Below are 21,881 nucleotides of genomic sequence, written 5' to 3' on the forward strand. Positions count from 1 at the left end.
TTCCAAACAGGATGCCTATGATGGCGAGCAGTTCTATTGGCATGGCTAATTATTGTCGTTTACTGGTTTATGATGATGTGGAGTAACCATAAAAGATTTTTTGGCCTTTCCTATGCTAAATAAAGCGATTACCATTCCAATCATTGCTCTTGGGATTTGTAATATAGCCAAATAAAGCCGCTTATCTACGTAGAATCTTCTCGGTACGGCGATGAGCAAGGTGAAGCAAAGACTCAGGAATAAGCTGTTCCAAAATACGCTTCCAGGTCCGATAGGGTTAAAAAATGATTGAACGGCCATGATAAATAGCAATGCCAGTAACAATATTCTTGGGACTAAAAAAGTTTGGAATGTTTTATTAAAAAATTCTATGTTTCCCTTAAATAATTTTACCAATCCTTCCAACGCATATTCTTTCAGGAATTCGATTTGAGATGCAATCCATCTTGTTCGCTGATTGGTAAACACCTGGGCATTCTCTACCTTTTCGTCATAAACAAATACGTCATTTAAATAAGCCACTTTGATTTTATCATTGGCGAGGATGAAATCAATTTTTTTATCTTCTCCAACAGTTTCTCCAACGCCATCTAATACTTTATGAAAATATGAAAAATCGAAAGCCATTCCCGATCCAATAAGGGTGGCAGATAAGCCCACAACCGCATGGCCTTTGCGATAAATCTGGTTATTCACTTCTTCATTACAAGCATCTAAAAAGGCAAAACTGGTGTCTACATCTTTAGCTGTGCGGTGTACCTGAATAACCTTATTCCCTTGTTGAAATGAATTATTAATGTAATGTAAACAGTCTGATCCTAAAACATTATCAACATCCAATACCATTGCAATATCGAAACCGTTATGCTTTAGCTTTTCCATTGCAAAGCGAAGCGCCTTACCTTTGGTACTTTTCTCAAAAAAAACTTCGATGACATTTGCACCCATTTCTTTTAAAATTGCATTGGTTTGCGGCAGTAAGCCATCTGAGATTACAACAACCTCAAACAATCCGTTATATTGATGCTTTAATGCAGATTTTACGCTTTCGATAATGACACTGTTTTCCCGATAGGTGGGAAACAATAAGGCAATCTTTTTATACTCGCTGGCATGTTTTTGCGATTTAGGTAAAGAAAATAAGCCAGCAATGGCGAAAAAAGCCAGATATAAACAGTTTATAAGCAGGTAAATGCCTAAAATCCAGAATAATATGTTTAGAATATTAATTATGATCAGTTCCATCAGATCCAGTTTGTTTTAGCTTCTTATCTAACCATGGTGCAATATACACAAAGGACCATGACATAAACATAATTACCGATGAAGGCATTCCATTCATCACTTCGTTACCATAACTACAAATAAAACAGGCAACTGTTCCGGCCGTGAGGGCAATCATCTTTGCCTTTAATCTGGGGTCGTGAATCTTCCACACAATCCCGCTACATTTACCAATAATATAGGAGGTAATGGCAAACCAGATGATGAGGCCAACGATTCCGTACATTGCCCAAACTTTTACCCAATAGCTATCGGGTTGTATATTGGCGATGGCTTTATCAGCGTTATAGGTGGTTCCATTCATTCCGCTCATTCCTAAACCTGCACCAAAAGGCAAGTCTTTTAAGATGGATTTTAATTTTACCTGATTATCCAGCCGCACTTTGAAAGAAGCATCTTCCGGATTTAATGCGCTGCGTAAACGGCTGATCTGAAATATATTTTCGCCAATGGTTGTATACTTTAACACCACAAAGCCACTTACACTAAACAAAATGCCTATAAATAATACCTTAAAATTTTTACTTAAAAATAAGGAGGTTGCTACGCCGGCTGCTAATGCAAATAGTGCACCCCGGGTACCTGAAATGGCCATTCCATAAATAAACAGAAGGGTAGCTAAAGCGAAGATTATTTTTTTACCAAAGCTGAAGGGGCCTGTAAGTAAGGTCATTGAGATAACAGCCATGATGGCTTGTGAAGCGCCGAATTGACCCGCATCAGAATAAATGGAAAATACCCTGAGTTTACCTTTGATCATATGGGTGACTTCATTTCCCATGCCCATCCATTGTTGCTCTCCACTGGTGAGCCCAAAATAAAGTTGTTTTACACCATATAAACAGGCCACAGCAGAAAAAAACAAAATGAATGTGATAAATCGGTTTAAATCTGATGGTCTGTTAAACATTAAAAATACGAGTGGGGCGATCAGTAACCAGCTTAATGCGACAAATCTCAGTTCATTAAACCAGGCAACCAAGCTGCCACTATTAGGATTAAGTATTTGCAGGAAGCTAATACCAAACCAAACCACTGATAATAGAACATGGTCATTTTTTAAGTTCTGCCAGTTGAATTTGTTCATATTGATCAGGATGCTGCACCAGGTGAGCAGCAAGATTGCTTCCAAAGCCAACCCCACCGGAATCTGCAGGAAGGTTTTAACCAGAAATCCTAAGCAAAAGCAATAGGCAAAATAGGCCCAGAAAGCGAGCCGGGGATCTTTGAAAGCAGACACTAAAAACGTACCCAACCCCGCTACAGCTACCGCACACAAGGGGCCTAGAAACCCGAATTTGCTAATAGAGCCAGCAACTACAATGGAAAGGCACATAGCAATAATAAAAAAGATGATCTTTTTTTTATTGTCAATGAGCCAGGTGTTTAGTGTCTCAAGCATTGGCCTGCTTATTATGCTTTAACGCCGCTAATGATCCATCCAGCAAACTTCTTATCTTCATTCAACTGCGCAAGTTTTTCCTGGTCATGGTCGGCAATTGAATCGCCAGCCATAAATAAAGCGATATATTGATCTGTAAAAAAGATCCACTCTTTAATGGCAGATATACTGTTTACCGGATCTAAATACACGATAACTAGATCAAACTGTTCACTAAATCCATCAAATGTTTGATCAATCCCTTCCTCATGCTCCTTTTCCAGCAGTGATTTACCACCCAAATCATTGCTTAAAAAAGTAATGGATTGATTTGCCACAATGGTTGATCCCGCTAAGATATTTCCAATAGACTGATTGGTAGAAATTTTTAACTTTTCCAGCTCTAAGGCTATTTCAGCATTACCAATCAGTAGAATCTTTTTGCCTAATGAAGCAAATGAATAGGTTAAGCCAACCAGTGTGAAAATTGGTGATCTGGATGACTTTAAACTGGTGATTCCTAAAACTTTTTGATGTGATGTGGTAAGCAGATGATCAATTTCAAAGCGCAAGGCCCGTATTTGATCTTTGAATAAGGATATTTCCTGATCTGTATGTTCCTCTTCCCAGATTTTGGCAATATCTCTGTTTTTAGGTTTGATGAAATTCAACTCACCAATCACTTTGCCTTTGGTGGCTACTTTTAGTTCTTTAGCATTATTAATAGAATGATCTAAAAAGTAGATTATCAATAACAGGAAGAAACAAATCGCAAAACTCGCCACCATACTCAATGCCATGTACAATGCTTTTTTCGAAGATTCCGGTACGGTAGGCACCCCTTCTTGAACCAATTGTAACCGCAGACCAATATTTTTATCCAGGCTGGTTTGGTTATAACGACTTAATATCTCCAGATATTCTTTGGTTGCTACATCAGCATTGCGTTCGTAATTTTGAACCCCTGCATCGAAGGGAACCATTCCGGTAAATTTTGCATTGAGTTTATCCAATTCCCGGTCGATGTCTTTTATGCCTGCAGTTGTTTTTTCTAAGTCTATCCCTAAAGATATGCGTCGTTGAACCAGCGTTTGTTTCGCTACAAGCGGGTCGCTTACGTAGCGGTCATTTGATTTTAGTAATTTTGAGCTCAGCAAAAGTTGCAAGGAATCAACTTTCATTTTATCTGTAGCTTTATAGCCGCCATCCAGATAAACATTCTCCGCAGCCTCAATTTTGTTTTTTAAATTAATAATATCCTGATTATCAGAGATGACTTCGGCCCCAAGATATTTATCACTGTACCGGCCATCTAATTTTTCGTTTACACTTTTTAATGCAGCCAATGCAGCTTGCCTGTCAATTAAAGCCTGGCTTTTTTTATTTTCGTTATCTGTAATTTGCTGATAAATAATTTGCGATTGCTTATCAAGATTTAATACCCCGTTCTTAATTTTGTAATCTTTTAACTGTCTTATCCGATCGTTCATCACCGCCTCTTTTTTCTGCAGGAGCGAATCTAATACCAGGATGGATGTATTTTTATTGCTAATCTGATCTAAACTGTAGTTATTAATGAAATCGTTAGAGAGTGTATTCACCACAAAAACAGAAAGTAAGGTGTTTTGAGATAAAAAATCTACTGAAATAAAATCGCTGTTCTGCTCATGGGATATACTCAGCTTTTTATTCAGGCTTTCTTCATCATAGGCCATAGATTTAACCAGGTCGTAAAGCATTAACCTGCCATTATTATCCAAGGGCGTTAATACCTCTCTTTTTATCAACCGGCTCTCAAATAAATTAATGGCTTCCTGTCTTTGGGCAGCACTCAGATTTTTGAGGTCAGCACTTAATGGTTTGAAAGGTGCCTGTGGATTTTTGAGGTCGTGTATGATCAATCTGTAGGATAGAAGGCTCATGTTCTTCGGCATTTTCATGACATCGATAATCGTGGTAAACTGCTGGTTCAGTTTAATAATGATGTCGGGGCCAGAATAACCTTGTAACTCGGATGCTACCTGTCGGGATGGGTCTAGCAAACCTGTAGAGATCTTTGCTTCAGATTTATATTCTTTTGGAAGGTTTTTGACAAAGAAAAACGTTATGATAAGGGTAATCGCAGGGACTGAAATAATCAGCCACCTGTATTTTCGCATGAGGTTTAAAAATTCTTGAATGTTCATACTTGCTTATTTCACGTTTTCTAATGCCACACCAATTAATGCTTCGAGGGATTCTTTGGCTTTTAATAAATTAAGCTCCGCCAATAACCGCTCCGAATTGGCATATGATGTGATCGTCTTCGCTTTGGTATAATCATCCAAACTCGTTTCACCTTTTTCAAATCTATACCTAAGCCCATCACTGGCCACTTTGTTATCTGTATAGGTTTGTGCCTTAACTTTTAGATCAGCAGCTTCACGCAAATATTCATAATAGTTTTTTTTTACTTCTGAAGTTAATAATATGTCGTATTCCTGGGCCTGATAAATTTTTTCGTTATGTTCCTCTTTGGCCTGCCTTACGAATGCGGGTGTTCTGAATAAAATCCCCATGTTAAAAAAAATACCAAGCTGCAAGCCATTTAGTGTATAGTTATTGGTGGTGTTGATTTTGGATGCGTTGGTTGGGCTATAGTTATAAGAAGCGGTAAATGCATCTAAATAAGTAGCCTTTGCCACTCCAACTTTAGCTTTTGCACTTAGTTCACTGGCTTTATACATCTTTCTCTTAGGATAATTTTGTTTAGCCAATTCAACATACTTTTCCAATAATGCATAATTAATATTGCCAATGAAACTCTCTTGAGCAGAGGCATTAAAGGAAAAAAAAAGAATAATGATAAATAGGGTAATTCTGGTCATTTATTTATAATAGTGTCTGCTGGTTGGAGGGGGAAAGTAAAAATTTTATTCAAAACGCAATTTCAAATCTAACGAATTAGAATATTCTTTTCTAGAGACTAAATATATTTATTCCGTTTGGTTGTAAGATTTTGAATATCCACAATGATCATCTTGTCAACTATCTTCAAATAGCAAACAAATTTGCCTGTCACAATAGATGTAATATACAACAAAAGAATTTATTTAGCAGAAACTGATCAACCCATCTTCGAGAACCTGATAAACAAAAAGAGGTTGATCATTTTATCAATGATACAACCTCTATAATAATTGGTTAAAAAAAATATTTAATTATTATCCCACCACAGGCGATCCGTAATTTTAGCTTTTTGCTGCGGTTGAGGATTTGAAATAATTTCAGAATTTGGATATAAAACCCTTCTTGGAATTTCTGATAATGCATTTTTTACTTTTGATAAAACAGGAAACCCTGTTCTACGCCAATCGGTGTAGTTTTCTGGATTCAGGAAGTTAGACACAAATTTTTCCTCAATAATCAATTTTATTGCATTGGTAGCATTAAGAGCCCCCCTTGCGGCCAGGTAACTGTTGACGTCAGCTATACTGACGCCTAATTTTTCCATGTGGCGCTGAACACCTTCTACATAAAAAGGTTGTGCGGCATTGGCACCAGAAATGATAAAAGTAGCTTCAGCTTTTAAGAAAGCAGCTTCAGTATAATTAACCAAATAATTACTGGCACTGGCACCAGCATAAAAATCTGCAGGAATGGAATAAGATTCCAAACTACCGATTTCTTCGAGTCCAATCTGCCTGCCGGTGTATAAGCCGGTTTGAACGGCTGGTTTAACCATTTTGCTCAGTCTTGGGTCATTTCTTAACTTAAGCTGATCAACAAAAGTATTCGCCAGTACGAAGGTACTACTAGGTAAAAAATTCTGCTGCCATGGGTTTTCAGCACCTGCAGAACCACTGAACGCAATTTTGAAATCGTCATCATTGTTTTGCATGCCATTATTTAGTGCGGTTAAAGCCAGTTGTGCCTGTGCTGCTGCTGATGTACCAGGTGCCTTAGTAAGGTGCATATAGTAGCGTGCTTTTAGGGTGTAGGCCAGCTTTTCCCATTTAGCCATGTTGCCGAGATATATCAGGTCATCTGCACCAGGCGCTAAACCTGCATTTTTTTCAAGATCTGCAATGCCATCATCTAATAACTTTTGCAGTTGTACGTAAATCTGTTGTTGTGAATCGTAAACAGGAGTAAGTATTTCTTTTCCCTTAAAAGCCTGGCTGTAGGGAATATCTCCGAAAGCATCAGTAGTATAACCTAAGGTATAAGCACTCAGTATTTTCGAAATACCAGCATAATTGAAGTTACCATTGGCTGTGGCTTTTATATTTAGCAGGTTGAGGTTGTTTAACGTGCGAACATATATGCTATTCCAATCGCCATCCATATCTATGTTATACATTTGATAAGTGCCAAAATTGGGTGCTACCTGGTTCAAAGCCATTACCTGTAAGTACTGCTGAAGAACTACACTCAGGTTTCCATCACCTGATGCATTTATGTTTTGCGAGATGAGCATTTGAATAGGGGGAAGCATCAGTGATTCCTTCACGTCTATTGGCCTGTTAGGATCATCGTTTACGTCTATATATTTTTTGCAGCCAGCAAAAGCTGTGATCAATGCAAAACTTAGAATAAAATATATCTTTTTCATGTTGATTATTGCTATGTGGTGCTTACAAAGTTAATTTCAGACTAAAATCTACTGATCTTGAGGTAGGGGTAGAGAAGGAATAAATTCCCTGCGAACCATTGGAAGAACCAAATGAACTTACTTCAGGGTCTCCGCCAGTAAAGTGTGGTGCGTAAATCCATAAATTTCTACCTGTAACCTGTATGCCCATTGTTTTGAATGGTGTTTTTTGAAGCCAGGTCGGTTTTAAATTATAACCGAAACTTACATTTCTCAACTTGATGTAAGTACCATCCTGAATAACGGATTCCAGGATACTATTGATCCTTTGGTAATACGCCTGGCCTGAAACCGAAACAGTATTGGGTAATCCGGTGGTGGCATTAACGCCTTCCACTACTCTGGGTTCACGGTTTTCAGTTACTTTTGGTGTGCCATAGAAATAGCCATAGCCATCAACATTGTTCTGGATATCACCACCTTTTTTCATATCAAAGGAGAAACTTAAAGTAAATTGTTTGTACTTAAAGTTATTGATAATGCCACCCATCCAATCTGGATTAATATTACCAATGATGCCTTGCTCATCTGCTGCAAATGGTAATCCATCATCACCGATGGATAATTTACCATCACTGTTTCTGGCATAACGGGTTCCATAAATTACGCCATAAGGTTGATTGGCCAGAATAAAGGTAAAACCATTACCAATCTGATTAAGGTTATTATAAATAGATAAGACTTTGTTCCTGATTCTGCTATAATTCAGTGTCAAATCCCAGCTAAAATTTTCTGTTTTAATGGGTTTAGCATTTAAGAGCACTTCGATACCCCTGTTGCGCATAGATGCAGTATTCACACTGGTTGAATTAAATCCGGTTGAAGGCGCAAGCGCTACATTCGGAATAATTCCATTTATTGTTTTTTTATCGAAATAGGTCACTTCCAAACCGATGCGGTTTTTAAAGAAACCTGTTTCCAGGCCAACTTCAAATTCATTAATCCGTTCATTTTTTAAGTTAGGATCGCTCAGCACCGTACTAATCAAAAAGCCGGACTGACCTTGATACGGAAAAGCAATGTTTCTAACTGTTTGTGATTCATATGGTGTAAGCAGACTATACGGTCCTATACTTGCATTTCCAACGGTACTATATGATACCCTTAATTTTCCGAAGCTCATGATATCAGACACTTCCTTAGAAAAGAAATTAGAGAAAATAAAACTTGTTGCTGCAGATCCATAAGGATAAAAGCTATTGTTTTTTGCCAATACAGAAGTACCATCATACCTTCCGGTAAGAGAAAGAATCAGGAATTTTTTATAGTCGATATTTGATTGCAGATAAAAACCTATTTTTCTGCTTAAGTAGCTGGTTTCTGTAAATTTAACTGTTGAAGTAGATCCTATATTATCAAAGCCTGGAACGGTAATTCCAAGTCCATTGGCATAAGCATTTTCAGAATAGGTGGAGATGATGTTATTCCCTAAGATGGCATCGATATTAAAATCGCCGAAGCTTTGATTGGCTCCGATAATCAAGTCATTATTATATTGTCTGAAATTGGTGTTACTATTAACAATCCGACCATTGGGGTTGGATACAGAAAGTAAAGATTCATGATATTTCGCTTGTTCGGTATATACATCAGCACCAAAACGTTCTGTAATAGTTAACCAGCTCAATGGCTTATAGTTGGCATTAAAAGTGGGTAAAAACCGATTAACTACTGATGTGTTGCTGATATTATCCAATACCCAGTACGGATTGTTTCTTGAAAAACGGTATAAACGTTGTGTTCCGTCAGAATTTAGTGAGGGTTGAAGATCATAAGAAACTGGTGCGGTAAAGATTGTCCAAACCGGACTTTCTAAAGCATAACCTTCAGGTAATCTATTATTTTTAGTGTTGGCATAATTAAGAGAGAATGTAACATCAAGGTCTTTAAGTATTTGTGTGCTGAATTTTCCAAAGACTGTATTTCTGTCAAATGAAGTGTGAGGTACCGTACCATCTTGTGAAAGATTGGTGTAGGATATAAAATAAGTACCTGATGGACCACCACCATTTATGCCGATGGTATTCGTATAGGTTTTCCCGGTTTTGAAAAATAAATCAGATTGATCATAAACTTTTGCTGGCTGTCCGTTTATTTTTAGGGTATCCATTCTCGCTCCCCAGGAGGTACTTGTTTTTTGGTTTACACCATCAAAATATACCCCGTTTGATCCTAACGAATATTTATTTTGAATCTCCGGCAGTAAAGGTGTCTCTAAGGATAGTGAAGATGAAAAACTCAATGTGGGTTTCTTGTTTTGCATTCCCGTTTTCGTGGTGATGATAATCACGCCTTTTGCACCATCGGAGCCATAAAGGGCTGTTGCTGCTCCACCTTTTAAAACATTAATACTTTCGATAATATTAGGATCTAAATCTGCTATTCTGTTGGTTCCCGGTCCCGAATTCAGGTTTCCAGTTTCATCATTGTTTACAGGAATCCCATCAATCACCATTAAAGCTTCATTATTTCCATAAAGGGAATTGGCACCCCTGATTACTATTCTGGATGAGCTACCGGGCGTGCCGGATGAACTGGTAATCTGTACCCCTGAAACTTTACCAGCCAATGCGTTTACCAAATTGGGTTCTTTAGTTTGGGTAAGCTGTTCTCCCTTTACCTCTTGCGAACTGTAGGTAAGGTTGCGTTTTTCGCGTTTAACACCCAATGCGGTAACCACTACTTCGTTCAGGTTCTGCTGATCATCTTTAAGCGTAATGGACAACGTACTTTGCCCGGTGTAAGCAAATTCCTTGGTCTGGTAGCCTATTCCGCTAATAATCAGTACAGATGGATTTGCACTTTTGATGGAGAATTTTCCTTGTGCGTCTGTAGATACTCCCTGGGATGTACCTTTTACCTTAATTGAAATACCGGGTAGGGGCGTTCCTTCGGGAGCCGTAATTGTACCACTTATGAGTGACGTTTGGGCTTGCAGCTGTATAAAACACAGCATAGCTACTGCAAGAAAGGCAGCTTTAAGTTTGGTTATCATGTTGGTTTGGTTGTTGGTCTGCTCAAATTTAAGCGACTTAAAAACCAGATCATTTGAGGATTTTATCAGGTATTAACCATAATTTAACAAGAATGTTACGCAAGTGTTAAATGCACTGTATGTCAGTCTAAAATGTGGACAATGATGAACGCGTGTTATTATTTTTATAACTTCTTAATTTAATATTTTAGATCATCATCACCAATGAAGCTTACACTTTAAACATTGTCATACCATCTGTCATTTTAGTTGCCTGAAAAATGAAAATGCTTCCAATTTTTTTTGAAGCATCTATATCGGTATATTCATAATATTAAAGAATTATTAAATCCTTAAGGTTGAAGATCAAAATAATTTCATTTAAAGGCATACAGCGATTATTTAGGCCACATAGCTCATGAATTAACGGATACACTGTTGGCTTTTTAAAAAATAAAAATGCACCTTTGCGAACCGCTAATAGAGGTTTTGGCATGTATTAAATTAAATAGTTGTTTATGGAAGAAATGGTTGTAGAAGAGGTTCAGGAACTACTTGAGAAACAAGATGATATTGCCTTAAAGAAATATCTTGATGCACTGAATATCTCCGATGTAGAAGAATTGATTGATGAACTTCCACAATGTGCAGCCAAATTCATCGAAACCATTTCCCTCAACAGGGCTGTAAACGTATTTCGTATTCTTGATTTTCCTACCCAGGAACGGATCATTAAAAAGCTATCAGGTAACAAGTTAAATCAAATTATAAAAGATTTACCACCTGATGACCGTACCGCACTTTTTGGTGAAATGAAAGGCGATGTGGTAAAAAAAATGATTTCCCTTTTACCATCTGAAGAACGAAAGGAATCACTTGCGCTTTTAGGTTATAACGAATATAGTATTGGTCGATTAATGACGCCAGATTATATTGCTGTAAAACCAGAATGGTCAGTAGCAAGGGTGTTATCTCATATCCGTCGTTATGGAAAAAATTCCGAAACCATTGATGTGGTTTATGTGATCGATAAAGATGGCGTATTGCTGGATGATATTAGGATTCGTGAAGTTTTACTGGCAGATCCTGATTCGATAATCGGAGAACTAACCGACAAACGCTTTATCGCCTTAAAGGCAAATGATCCTCAGGAAGATGCCATTAACATTTTCAGGATGAACAATAGGGTAGCTTTACCCGTTGTAGACGAAAATAATATTCTTCTGGGTATTGTAACTGTTGATGATATCCTCTGGATTGCCAATGAAGAGTATACAGAAGATATGCACAAAATTGGTGGTACAGAAGCTTTGGATGAGCCCTACCTGGATATTCCAATTTTAAAATTAGTGAAAAAACGTGCAGGCTGGTTAATTGTACTCTTTTTAGGGGAGATGTTAACTGCAACAGCCATGCAGCACTTTGAAATAGAACTCGAAAAGGCGGTGGTACTTTCGCTATTTATTCCCTTAATTATGAGTAGTGGCGGTAACAGTGGCTCACAGGCTTCAACTTTGATTATTCAAGCCATGGCACTTGGTGAAGTAACCATAGCAGAATGGTGGCGCGTGATGCGTCGTGAGCTCATTTCAGGTAGCATGCTTGGTGTAATATTGGGGACAATAGGCTTTATCCGAATCATCACCTGGCAGCAACTTCATTTATATGACTATGGACCACATTTTTTCTTAATTGCCGCAACCATATTTTTTACACTGGTAGGCATTGTGTTATGGGGAAGTTTAATTGGTTCTATGATGCCCATTATACTCAAAAAGCTTAAGCTGGATCCCGCAACGTCATCGGCACCGTTTGTAGCAACTATGGTGGATGTAACCGGTATTGTAATCTACTTTAGCGTAGCGGTATTGATTTTAAAAGGAGTTTTATTATAAATAAAATGATGGAAAAGAAAATAACCACACTTTTTACTGATATCGGTGGCGTATTGCTTACCAATGGTTGGGACAGGCATGCCAGGGGAGAAGCTGCAGTGCTTTTTGATTTAGATTCAGTTGATTTAGAAGAACGCCACCATTTAACCTTCGATACTTATGAAGTTGGAAAATTAACGCTCGATGAATATTTGGAGCGGATTGTATTCTTCAAGCCACGTAATTTTACTTATGATGATTTTAAAGAATTTATGTTCAAAAAATCATTGCCCTATCCTGAAATGATTCAGTTAATCTGTGATTTGAAGAAAAAGTATAGCTTAAAGGTTGCCGTAATCAGCAATGAGGGAAGAGAGCTTAATCAGTACCGGATCAATACCTTTAAACTGAATGAATTTGTAGATTTTTTTGTGTCATCCAGTTTTGTACACTTCCGTAAACCCGATGCTGATATTTTCAAAGTTGCAATAGATATTTCGCAAAGCGATGTAGCTACCAGTTTATATATTGATGACCGGATGCTTTTTGTTCAGGTAGCTGAAGGTTTAGGATTGCAAGGGATTTATCATACCAGTTATGAAGATACCAAGACGCAGCTTGCGGCTTATGGATTGGAAGTGTAAACCGTATTAATTTGTTGCTGGCTTGAGTTATATTTTGTTAACTTTCATCCTGGGGAACGAAGGATTTTGTTTCATCGGTTGCAGATCCTTCGTGCCTCAGGATGACAAAAATTTCGAGCTACTGCAATAACAAAAAAGCCACTCTTTTGAAGTGGCTTAATATTTTAATAGTGTTTAGTGTTTAAACATTAAACCTGAAGTGCATAATATCTCCGTCTTCTACCACGTAAGTTTTGCCTTCAACACCTAATTTACCAGCATCTTTACAAGCATTCTCTGAGCCTAAAGTAACGAAATCATTATATTTAATAACTTCTGCACGAATAAAGCCTTTTTCGAAATCAGTGTGGATTACACCTGCAGCCTGAGGAGCAGTAAAACCTTTGGTAATGGTCCATGCACGAACTTCCTGAACACCTGCAGTGAAGTAAGTATATAGGTTTAATAATTTATATGCAGCGCGGATTAACTTATTAACGCCAGATTCATCTAAACCTAAATCAGCTAAAAATTCCTGGCGTTCTTCATAGCTTTCTAATTCTGCGATTTCAGATTCAATTTTTGCAGAGATTACCAACACTTCGGCACGCTCATCAGCTACGCTGGCTTTTACCAGATCAACATATTTGTTGCCCGCTATTACAGATGACTCATCTACATTACAAACGTACATTACAGGCTTTTGAGTTAATAAACCCAAGTCTTCAATAAAGTCAAAATCATCCTGTGCCAAAGCAGCTGTGCGGATAGATTTGCCATTTTCTAAATGCGTTTTTACAACAGATAATATTTCATAAGTACGTTTTGCGTCCTTGTCACCACCGGTTTTAGCCATTTTTTCTACCTTTTGAATGCGTTTATCAACGGTATCCAAATCTTTCAGCTGTAATTCTGTATCAATAATTTCTTTATCACGGATCGGATCAACTGAACCATCCACATGGATCACATTACCATCATCAAAACACCGTAATACATGAATAATAGCATTCGTAGCCCGTATGTTTCCTAAGAACTGGTTACCTAAACCTTCACCTTTTGATGCACCCTTAACTAAACCAGCAATATCTACAATTTCAATAGTGTTAGGCTGTACTTTGTTAGGTTTAACCAGCTCAGCCAGTTTGGTTAGTCTGTCATCCGGTACCGTAATTACACCAACATTAGGTTCAATAGTACAAAAAGGGAAGTTTGCAGCTTGCGCCTTTGCATTGGATAAACAGTTGAAAAGCGTCGATTTACCTACGTTTGGTAAACCAACTATACCACATTGTAATGCCATTTATATTATATTCTTTAGGGTTCTTATCAATAACTTATTTCTAAGCTTTCTGCTTAAAAATCGGGCAAAGATAAGCTTTTAAACTCTTTAATTAAAGCTGTTAATTTGTAGCAGATGGATATTTTATCTAAGTTTATCCAAAATTACAATTATTAATATGGAAGATTTAGAGGAGGATGTACCTCAGGAAGTGAAATTAGTCGTAACTGAAGAAATGCGTAGCTATATTTACGATATCACCAGATGGGCGAAGTTTTTATCAATTGTTGGATTTGTATTTTCAGTAATACTTATTTTAGTTTCATTTACTATTCCAGCAATGATTGCAAGCAATCCTGTATTGGCAAAACAATTGGGCAGCTTGGGGCAGGGTAGTTCAACCGCAATAACCATTATCTATTTAATTTTAGGGCTTTTTTATTTCTATCCGAGTTTGTTATTGTTTAGAATTTCAAACAATGGAAAGCAAGGCGTGCTATTTGGAAATCAGGAAAGTTTAAACACTGCGATGCAAAATGTAAAATCGCTGTTTAAATTTTGGGGAATCATTACAATCACTGTAATTGTCGGCTACTTTTTGTTGTTATTTTTAGTAGGAGCTGGATTAGCTGTAGCATAACCCATATTTATCAAATCTATAGTACTCAAAATTTAATGCATAAAAAAAAGCCTTTGTTTTCACGAAGGCTTTTCTTATATATTTAAATTAAAACGAAAAATCGTCTGATGTTTTAGGGCTATGTTCTCCGTTTTCAGAATATTCATAACGTTTTTCAACAACATCCTGGTGAGATTTAATGTAATCAACAGTTTCATTTAAGCCTTCTGTAAATTTCTCAAAATCTTCTTTGTATAAGAAAATTTTATGTTTAACGAATACACCGTCTTCTAATCTTTTCTTGCTCTCAGTAACTGTTAAATAATAATCACCTGAGCGAGTAGCCTTCACGTCGAAGAAATAAGTTCTCTTGCCTGCTCTTACTTTCTTTGAAAAAACTTCTTCTCTTTCCTTGTTGTCGAATTCTCCCATGGTTGGTATTGATGTTGGTTTTTGGTTTCGGTAAATATAAAGCAAATATTTAAAGTTCAAAATAAAATTAAATACTTAGTGATTCTTCCTCTAAAAGTTGATTGTTGTAAAGTTCTGTATAACTCCCATTTAAGCTAAGTAATTCGCTGTGTGTACCTTGCTCAATGATTTTTCCATTATCAAGTACCAGAATCTTATCTGCATTTTTAATGGTAGAAATTCGATGTGCAATTAAAATACTGGTTTTTCCATTCATTATTTTACCTAGATTATTTAAAATTTCTTCTTCCGTTTTAGTATCTACCGCAGAAAGACAATCATCAAATATTAAAATTCTAGGCGATTTTATTAAAGCCCTTGCAATAGATACACGCTGTTTTTGTCCTCCAGACAGCGTGATTCCACGTTCGCCAAGCATCGTTTCAAATTTTTCATCAAAATCAATAATGTTGTGATATACTGAGGCATTTTTAGCAGCATCGTAAATTTCATCGTCCGTAACCTGGTCTAAGCCAAAGGCTATATTATTACGTATTGTATCAGAAAATAAGAAAACCTCCTGGGGTACAAAGCCAATCTGGCTGCGGTAGTTTTTTAGATGAAATGATTTTAAATCATTTCCATCCACCGAAATAGACCCACTTTGAACATCATACATGCGCATGATTAAATTGGCTAAAGTAGATTTTCCAGAACCTGTTTTACCGATAATGGCCACAAACTCTCCTGCTTTAATCTCAAAATTTAAATTTTTCAATGCTTCGATGCCCGTATCCGGATAAGTGAAACTCACATTGTTGAATGCTAAGTGTCCACTGATTTCTCTATCATTAAGTTCTGTCGACTGAATATCGGATGGAATATCTAAAAATTCATTTATCCTTTTTTGTGAAGCTGCTGCTCTTTGAATCAATGAGGTTACCCAGCCCAACATGGTTACCGGGAAAGTAAGTTGATTGATATAAATGATAAATTCTGCAATGTTTCCGGCGGTGATGCTTCCGTTCATTACCTGAATGCCGCCAATATAAATGGTTAGAATAGTGCTTAGTCCAATTAAAAGCATCATGGTTGGATAAAACAAGGCTGAAACCTTTACCAAACTCATTGAATCTTTTTTGTACTCATTACTTTGAATTTCAAACATGTTTCTGGTGTAATCCTCCCGAACATAAGATTTGATAATCCTGATGCCTGAAAAACGCTCCTGCACAAAACTGGATAGATCAGAAAGCCGTTCCTGGATTTTACCGCTTTTTTTAAAAATCAGCGTATTCACGTAATAGATAATCACCACCAGGAAGGGGAGTGGCAAAAGGCAGTAAATGGCAAGTTTGGAGTTTACATCGAACATTGACCATACGATTAACACAGATAAAACAAATGTATTTATTGTGTACATGATAGCCGGACCAACATACATTCGAACGCGGTTTACATCCTCTGTGGCCCGATTCATCAGGTCTCCGGTATTATTCCTCCTGTAAAACCCTAAACTTAGCTCCTGATAGTGTTGATAGATATCATTCTTCATGTCAAATTCAATGTGTCTGGACATTAAAATAATAGTTTGACGCATGAAAAACAGGAATAATCCCCTAAGAACGTAAAGTATAATGACTAAAATTCCGAAATAAAGAAGGTTACTGCTGAATATACTGTAAACGATTTCTTGTCGATCAAAGCCATTGAAGAGGTTATAGATCTGTATGTTTTCGGTGATTAAATCTACCGCATAACCAATTACCTGAGCAGGTACAACACCAAAAATGTTAGATATAACTACGAAAATACTTCCCGGGATAATCCACCATTTATATTTTAGAAAATACTTATTTAACCTGCGCAGATGTTTCATGTGGTACAAATTTAGGCAATTTCATTATCTCCATCCGAAAAAATATACCGTTAATATGATCCGTTTTTAAAACTAGTTAGGATTGTGAGGGGATTGGAACAAAATTAATTTTGTTATAGTTAAGTTAAATACATGTATTAATGGTTTTTTTATTTTAATTTTGCAGGAAGTTAGCCGACCGTTAAATATGCCAGCAAATTCTCCGTCCGATTCATCCATTCTAGCTCAATTAAGTGCTTATGGGCACAAAAAATTGGTTTTTTGTAATGATCCGGATACTGGTTTAAAAGCAATTATTGCCATTCATGATACCACTTTAGGTCCTGCTTTAGGCGGAACCCGTATGTGGAGTTATGCTACTGAAGGGGAGGCTTTAGAAGATGCCTTGCGTTTATCGAGAGGAATGACTTATAAAGCAGCCATTACCGGTTTAAACCTGGGTGGTGGGAAAGGCGTAATTATTGGCGATTCCAGAAAAGACAAAACCGAAACATTAATGCGTAGCTATGGGAGATTTATTAAAAATCTGAATGGCGAGTTTATTACTGCGGAGGAAATGGGAACCAATACTAAGGATATGGAATATATCCGCATGGAAACCAATTATGTTACCGGTGTTCCGGAATCAATCGGTGGCGCAGGAAATCCAGCTCCTTTTACTGCTCAAGGTGTTTATCTCGGTATTAAAGCCAGTGTTAAAGAAGTTTTCGGCACAGATATGCTTGCCGGTAGAACCATTGTAGTACAAGGAATTGGCAATGTGGGTGAACACCTGGTGGCCTTGTTAAGAAAAGAAAATGCAGAGGTTTTAATCAGCGATATTAATCAGGAGCAACTGACTTATGTGGCCCGTAAATACAAAGCAAAACCTATTGAGGCAGATAAGATCTTCGGTATTGATGCTGATGTGTACGCACCTTGTGCTATGGGCGCTACGGTTAACAACAAGACCATTGAGCGCATGAAATTTGCTATTATCGCGGGTTCTGCGAACAATCAGCTTAAAGACGAAGTTTTGGATAGTGAACTGCTTTCTAAAAAAGGAATTTTGTTTGCACCTGATTACCTCATCAACGCTGGAGGATTAATCGCCTGCTATTCTGAATGGACAGGTTTTGGGAAGAAGCGAACTGTTCAGCTGACTGAAAACATTTACGATGCAACAAGAAGTGTGATCAAATTAAGCAAATCAGAAAAAATATCAACCAACATTGCGGCTAACCGAATTGCTGAGAAACGGATTGCTGACATCAAGAAAATCAAATCATCATATTAATAATTATTAAAAACAGGTTTTAAAAACCGCACTCGTTCTTACATTCATGTTAAACAGAAGGCACTTAAGGATCAAAGCTTTGCAAAATATTTTTGCATGGCAAATGGCAGACAAAAAAGACATTAAAGGGGACCTAAAACTTTTAATGCAGAGCATCGATAGCGTGTACGAAATGTACATCTGGATGTTATCACTGATGGTGGAAGTGACCGAATTTACGGCCAACGACGCTGCAGAGCGTGCAAATAAACATCTAAAAACAGCAGAGGATTTAAATCCCAACTTAAAACTGCTTCATAACAAGTTTAGCGTTTTAATGCAGCAAAACCCCGAATATGTATCGGCGGTAAAGAAGTACAAGGTAGACTGGGGTTTCGATCCGGAAATTCGTAAAACAGTTTTCAATTCTTTAAAAGCATCTAAAGAATATGCAGATTATCTTGCAGATCCTAATGAAAGCTTAGAATCATCAAAAGACATTATCAAATACATTTTCAGGAAAATCATCTTAAAAAACCAGGCCATTTTACAGGTTTTTGAAGAGAAATTTATCAACTGGCAGGTAGATCATGAAGTGATGAAAGGCATGGTGGCTAAAACTTTGAAGAATTTTACCTTCGATGATCCTTTCAAAAACAAGTTAACAGAAATCAGCGCAGACTGGACTGAAGACAGTAAGTTTGTACAGGATTTGTTTATTCATACCTTACAAAACGATGCCAAGTACCAGGAAATGATTGCGGAAAGAACCAAAAACTGGGAATCGGAGCGTATTGCCTTAATGGATACTATTCTGATGAAAATGGCTATTTGTGAATTGCTAAATTTCCCATCCATCCCGGTTAAAGTAACCATTAACGAATATTTAGAGTTGTCAAAAGATTACAGTACACCGAAAAGTAATTCATTTATAAATGGTATTTTGGACAAAATTTTAGGCGACTTAAAGAAAAACAATACCATTAAAAAAATCGGTCGCGGATTAATTGAAGAATAATTATGAAAAAGATATTTATCCTGGCCATTGCTGCACTTTCTTTTACAGCATGTCGCAATGCAAATAATTCAACTGATAAAGTTGCTGGTTCGAAAGGCAATACGGTTGTATCACCAGATGCCCCAGTAATTGTGTTTGAAAGAGAAATATTTGATTTTGAAAAAGTAGATCAAGGTGAAAAAGTAACGCACGATTTTAAGTTCAAAAATACAGGTAAAAGCCCTTTAATTATTTCAAATGCAACTGCAACTTGTGGTTGTACTGTTCCGGTAGTGCCAACAGAACCAATTCTGCCTGGTAAAGAAGGAGTTATTAAAGTCGTTTTTAACAGCGAAGGTAAAGAAGGCATGCAAGACAAAGTAATTACAGTCAATTCAAATGCGAACCCGGCCATATCAACAGTACACTTGGTGGGTGATGTAAGGGTAAAAAAATAACTCAACAGCTAAGCAATTGGCTGATCAAATATTAATTAAATAAATCAAATCAATAAGAAATGACATCAACAGTAATTTTACAGGCAACAGGTGGAACCAGTAGCATGCTCAGTACCATTGTACCTATGGTATTAATTATGGTAGTTTTCTACTTTTTCATGATCCGCCCGCAAGTTAAAAAAGCTAAAGAACATAAGAAATTAGTAGCAGAATTGAAAAAAGGTGATAAAATTATCACAACTGCAGGCATCCACGGACGTATTGCAGATTTAAATGATACAACCTTTTTAATTGAGGTAGAAGGTGGTGTTAAAATTCGTTTTGATAAATCTGCAGTATCATTAGATGCTACAAAAGCAGTAACTACACCTGCTAAAGCTTAAACAAAATAAAACTTTTGAGAAAACCGTCGTTCTACAGATCGACGGTTTTTTGTTTTTAGTCAGTTTTAAAAGCTTAAACCACGCTTCTTTCATTTCTTTGTGTCATTTCTATTTGAGCACCTGTTTAGTTTTACTACATTTGGCGATATTGTTATATTGGATCATCGTCCATCGTCATTTAGATTGTTAAATATGCCATTTATTAGATTAACCCAAATAGAGAAAAGACGTGTTTTTACACTCTTGGCTTGTTTGTTTCTGGCAATTGCAGCATGGCTTTTTATGGCACTGAATAACAAGTATATCTATACTGCTAAAACAGTTTTGGTTTTTAAAAATACACCCACCAAACGAGCATTTTATCCTTTGCAATCAGATACGGTTGATTTACAGGTAGAAGGAACCGGATGGCAACTGATATTTTCCCGTCTGCGTATTAGCCCGCCATCTATATCCGTGAGTTTAAGTCAGCTTAATACGAAGGATTTTATCACATTCTCAGATCAGTTATACAACGTTAACAGGCAACTGGAAAGCACGCAAAAAGTGATTTCTGTTAAGCCAGATACCTTATATTTTGATTTTACAAAAAGAACAGTAAAAAAGGTATCAATTAAATTGGTTAGCAAGCTGGATTTCATCGATCAGTATGGGATTTCAAGTGATATCATCTTAAATCCTCAATATGTAAAGGTAGCTGGTCCGGCAGAAGAATTAAGCAAAATTACCATCTGGCCAACGGATACTTTAAAGCTAAATAAGATTCAGGGGAGCACGACTGTCAGGATTGGTTTGCAACATAGTCCACAAAAAAATGTAAGCATTTACCCTTCGTCGGTAGAAGTAAAGCTTCCTGTAGATGAATTTACAGAGAAAACAATTGAGGTGCCCTTAAAGATCATTAACAATAAAAATTACAACAGCATAAAACTTTATCCCAAGAAAATTAAAGTAACATTTTTAGTTGCGTTGGGTAATTATAATCAGGTGAATGACAACTTCATTACTGCAACTGTTGATGTTAATGAGTGGCAGGATTTAGCACACAAGCAGTTTACAGTGAAGATTACGGAGTTTCCGGATTATTGTAAACTGATCAATGTCAATCCATCGAAGGTAGATTTTGTAGTAGAAAAATAATGTATAAAGTAGGAATTACAGGTGGAATAGGCAGTGGTAAAACAACCGTTTGTAAGGTTTTTGAAGTTTTAGGCATTCCGATTTTTTATGCTGATACCGTAGCAAAAGAAATTATGGTATCTGATCAATTGCTGGTTGAAGGTATCATCTCTACATTTGGTGAAGAAAGCTATACGCTTGAGGGGGAACTCAACAAAAAACACCTGGCAAGTATTGTTTTTAACAATGAAGCAGAATTGGCTAAATTGAATAATTTGGTTCATCCGGCAGTATTCAGGGCTTTTGAAGGATGGGTAAAACAAGTTGATCAAAAAGTGCCTTATATATTAAAAGAAGCAGCTTTGCTTTTTGAGAGTGACTCTTATAAAATGTGTGATACTTCTATTCTGGTAACAGCTCCCTATGATTTAAAGTTAGCCAGGGTAATGCAACGAGATCAGTTTTCTGCAGATCAGGTAAAAGCCAGAATGGACAAGCAAATGAGCGATGAAGAGAAGGCGAAAATGGCAGATCATTTCATTGTTAATGACGAAAAGAATTCAATTATTGAGCAAGTGCTAACGCTACATAAACAGTTTTTAGTAGCTGCAAAGGCATATTAGACCTTCAATGCTACCTATCTTAAAATAGATATGTTTTTATATTTCCAAAATCCTGTCTTATCCTTAAATCTTATAAATCCTGATAA

At 36.9% G+C, this 21,881-nt stretch carries 18 protein-coding genes; 9 read left to right on the plus strand and 9 right to left on the minus strand.

Features of this window, described 5'->3' with window-relative positions; genetic code table 11:
* Positions 1-45: 45 nt before the first annotated feature.
* The 6 genes from EV200_RS18890 to EV200_RS18915 all read right to left on the minus strand — a co-directional run bounded on the left by EV200_RS18890 (position 46) and on the right by EV200_RS18915 (position 10,293).
* Positions 46-1,245, minus strand: a complete 1,200-nt coding sequence (locus EV200_RS18890) for a glycosyltransferase (RefSeq protein WP_132535493.1) — start codon at positions 1,243-1,245, stop codon at positions 46-48.
* The gene (locus tag EV200_RS18895; protein ID WP_132535495.1) at positions 1,226-2,686 is read right to left on the minus strand and encodes an O-antigen ligase family protein; all 1,461 of its coding nucleotides are present in this window, start codon (positions 2,684-2,686) and stop codon (positions 1,226-1,228) included. The genes EV200_RS18890 and EV200_RS18895 overlap by 20 nt, the downstream gene beginning before the upstream one ends.
* 11 nt (positions 2,687-2,697) lie before the next feature.
* On the minus strand, positions 2,698-4,851 hold the full coding sequence (locus EV200_RS18900; RefSeq protein ID WP_132535497.1) for a GumC family protein: 2,154 nt from the start codon (positions 4,849-4,851) through the stop codon (positions 2,698-2,700).
* A 6-nt stretch (positions 4,852-4,857) separates the two neighbouring features.
* Positions 4,858-5,532 carry a TolC family protein gene (locus tag EV200_RS18905; RefSeq protein WP_132535499.1) on the minus strand — a complete coding sequence of 225 codons (675 nt, stop codon included), beginning with the start codon at positions 5,530-5,532 and terminating at the stop codon, positions 4,858-4,860.
* A 329-nt stretch (positions 5,533-5,861) separates the two neighbouring features.
* On the minus strand, positions 5,862-7,259 hold the full coding sequence (locus EV200_RS18910) for a SusD/RagB family nutrient-binding outer membrane lipoprotein (protein ID WP_132535501.1): 1,398 nt from the start codon (positions 7,257-7,259) through the stop codon (positions 5,862-5,864).
* Positions 7,260-7,281: 22 nt separating this feature from the next.
* Entirely contained in the window at positions 7,282-10,293 is a 3,012-nt protein-coding gene (locus EV200_RS18915) for a SusC/RagA family TonB-linked outer membrane protein (RefSeq protein ID WP_132535503.1), read from the minus strand.
* Between the two features lie 497 nt (positions 10,294-10,790).
* Here EV200_RS18915 and mgtE point away from each other — a divergent pair, with 497 nt between their 5' ends.
* Positions 10,791-12,167, plus strand: coding sequence for a magnesium transporter (mgtE, locus tag EV200_RS18920; RefSeq protein ID WP_132535505.1), 1,377 nt, complete (start codon positions 10,791-10,793; stop codon positions 12,165-12,167).
* 5 nt (positions 12,168-12,172) lie between these two features.
* Positions 12,173-12,790, plus strand: coding sequence for an HAD hydrolase-like protein (locus tag EV200_RS18925; RefSeq protein ID WP_229676867.1), 618 nt, complete (start codon positions 12,173-12,175; stop codon positions 12,788-12,790).
* Between the two features lie 181 nt (positions 12,791-12,971).
* Here EV200_RS18925 and ychF read toward each other — a convergent pair whose 3' ends face one another.
* A complete protein-coding gene (gene ychF / locus EV200_RS18930; RefSeq protein ID WP_132535507.1) occupies positions 12,972-14,072 on the minus strand; it encodes a redox-regulated ATPase YchF in 1,101 nt (366 codons plus the stop codon).
* Between the two features lie 157 nt (positions 14,073-14,229).
* On the opposite strand from ychF, the gene EV200_RS18935 reads away from it, so the two are divergent.
* Positions 14,230-14,691: a DUF5362 family protein gene (locus tag EV200_RS18935; RefSeq protein WP_132535509.1), complete on the plus strand. Its 462-nt coding sequence runs from the start codon at positions 14,230-14,232 to the stop codon at positions 14,689-14,691.
* A gap of 87 nt (positions 14,692-14,778) precedes the next feature.
* On the opposite strand, the gene EV200_RS18940 is transcribed toward EV200_RS18935, so the two are convergent.
* Together EV200_RS18940 and EV200_RS18945 are read right to left on the minus strand one after the other, a co-directional pair.
* Entirely contained in the window at positions 14,779-15,102 is a 324-nt protein-coding gene (locus EV200_RS18940; protein WP_132535511.1) for a DUF3276 family protein, read from the minus strand.
* A 67-nt stretch (positions 15,103-15,169) separates the two neighbouring features.
* A complete protein-coding gene (locus tag EV200_RS18945; RefSeq protein WP_132535513.1) occupies positions 15,170-16,960 on the minus strand; it encodes an ABC transporter ATP-binding protein in 1,791 nt (596 codons plus the stop codon).
* Positions 16,961-17,147: 187 nt separating this feature from the next.
* On the opposite strand from EV200_RS18945, the gene EV200_RS18950 reads away from it, so the two are divergent.
* The 6 genes from EV200_RS18950 to coaE all read left to right on the plus strand — a co-directional run bounded on the left by EV200_RS18950 (position 17,148) and on the right by coaE (position 21,795).
* On the plus strand, positions 17,148-18,236 hold the full coding sequence (locus EV200_RS18950; RefSeq protein WP_132535515.1) for a Glu/Leu/Phe/Val family dehydrogenase: 1,089 nt from the start codon (positions 17,148-17,150) through the stop codon (positions 18,234-18,236).
* Between the two features lie 46 nt (positions 18,237-18,282).
* The gene (gene nusB, locus EV200_RS18955; protein ID WP_132535517.1) at positions 18,283-19,233 is read left to right on the plus strand and encodes a transcription antitermination factor NusB; all 951 of its coding nucleotides are present in this window, start codon (positions 18,283-18,285) and stop codon (positions 19,231-19,233) included.
* Positions 19,234-19,235: 2 nt separating this feature from the next.
* The gene (locus tag EV200_RS18960; RefSeq protein WP_132535519.1) at positions 19,236-19,670 is read left to right on the plus strand and encodes a DUF1573 domain-containing protein; all 435 of its coding nucleotides are present in this window, start codon (positions 19,236-19,238) and stop codon (positions 19,668-19,670) included.
* Positions 19,671-19,729: 59 nt separating this feature from the next.
* Positions 19,730-20,053, plus strand: a complete 324-nt coding sequence (gene yajC, locus EV200_RS18965) for a preprotein translocase subunit YajC (protein WP_132535521.1) — start codon at positions 19,730-19,732, stop codon at positions 20,051-20,053.
* Positions 20,054-20,245: 192 nt separating this feature from the next.
* Positions 20,246-21,193 (plus strand): CdaR family protein, encoded by a 948-nt coding sequence (locus tag EV200_RS18970; RefSeq protein WP_229676868.1) that lies wholly within the window; start codon positions 20,246-20,248, stop codon positions 21,191-21,193.
* On the plus strand, positions 21,193-21,795 hold the full coding sequence (coaE, locus tag EV200_RS18975; RefSeq protein ID WP_132535523.1) for a dephospho-CoA kinase: 603 nt from the start codon (positions 21,193-21,195) through the stop codon (positions 21,793-21,795). The genes EV200_RS18970 and coaE overlap by 1 nt, the downstream gene beginning before the upstream one ends.
* The last annotated feature ends 86 nt before the right edge of the window (positions 21,796-21,881 follow it).

The sequence above is a fragment of the Pedobacter psychrotolerans genome, from assembly GCF_004340665.1.
Lineage (GTDB): Bacteria > Bacteroidota > Bacteroidia > Sphingobacteriales > Sphingobacteriaceae > Pedobacter > Pedobacter psychrotolerans.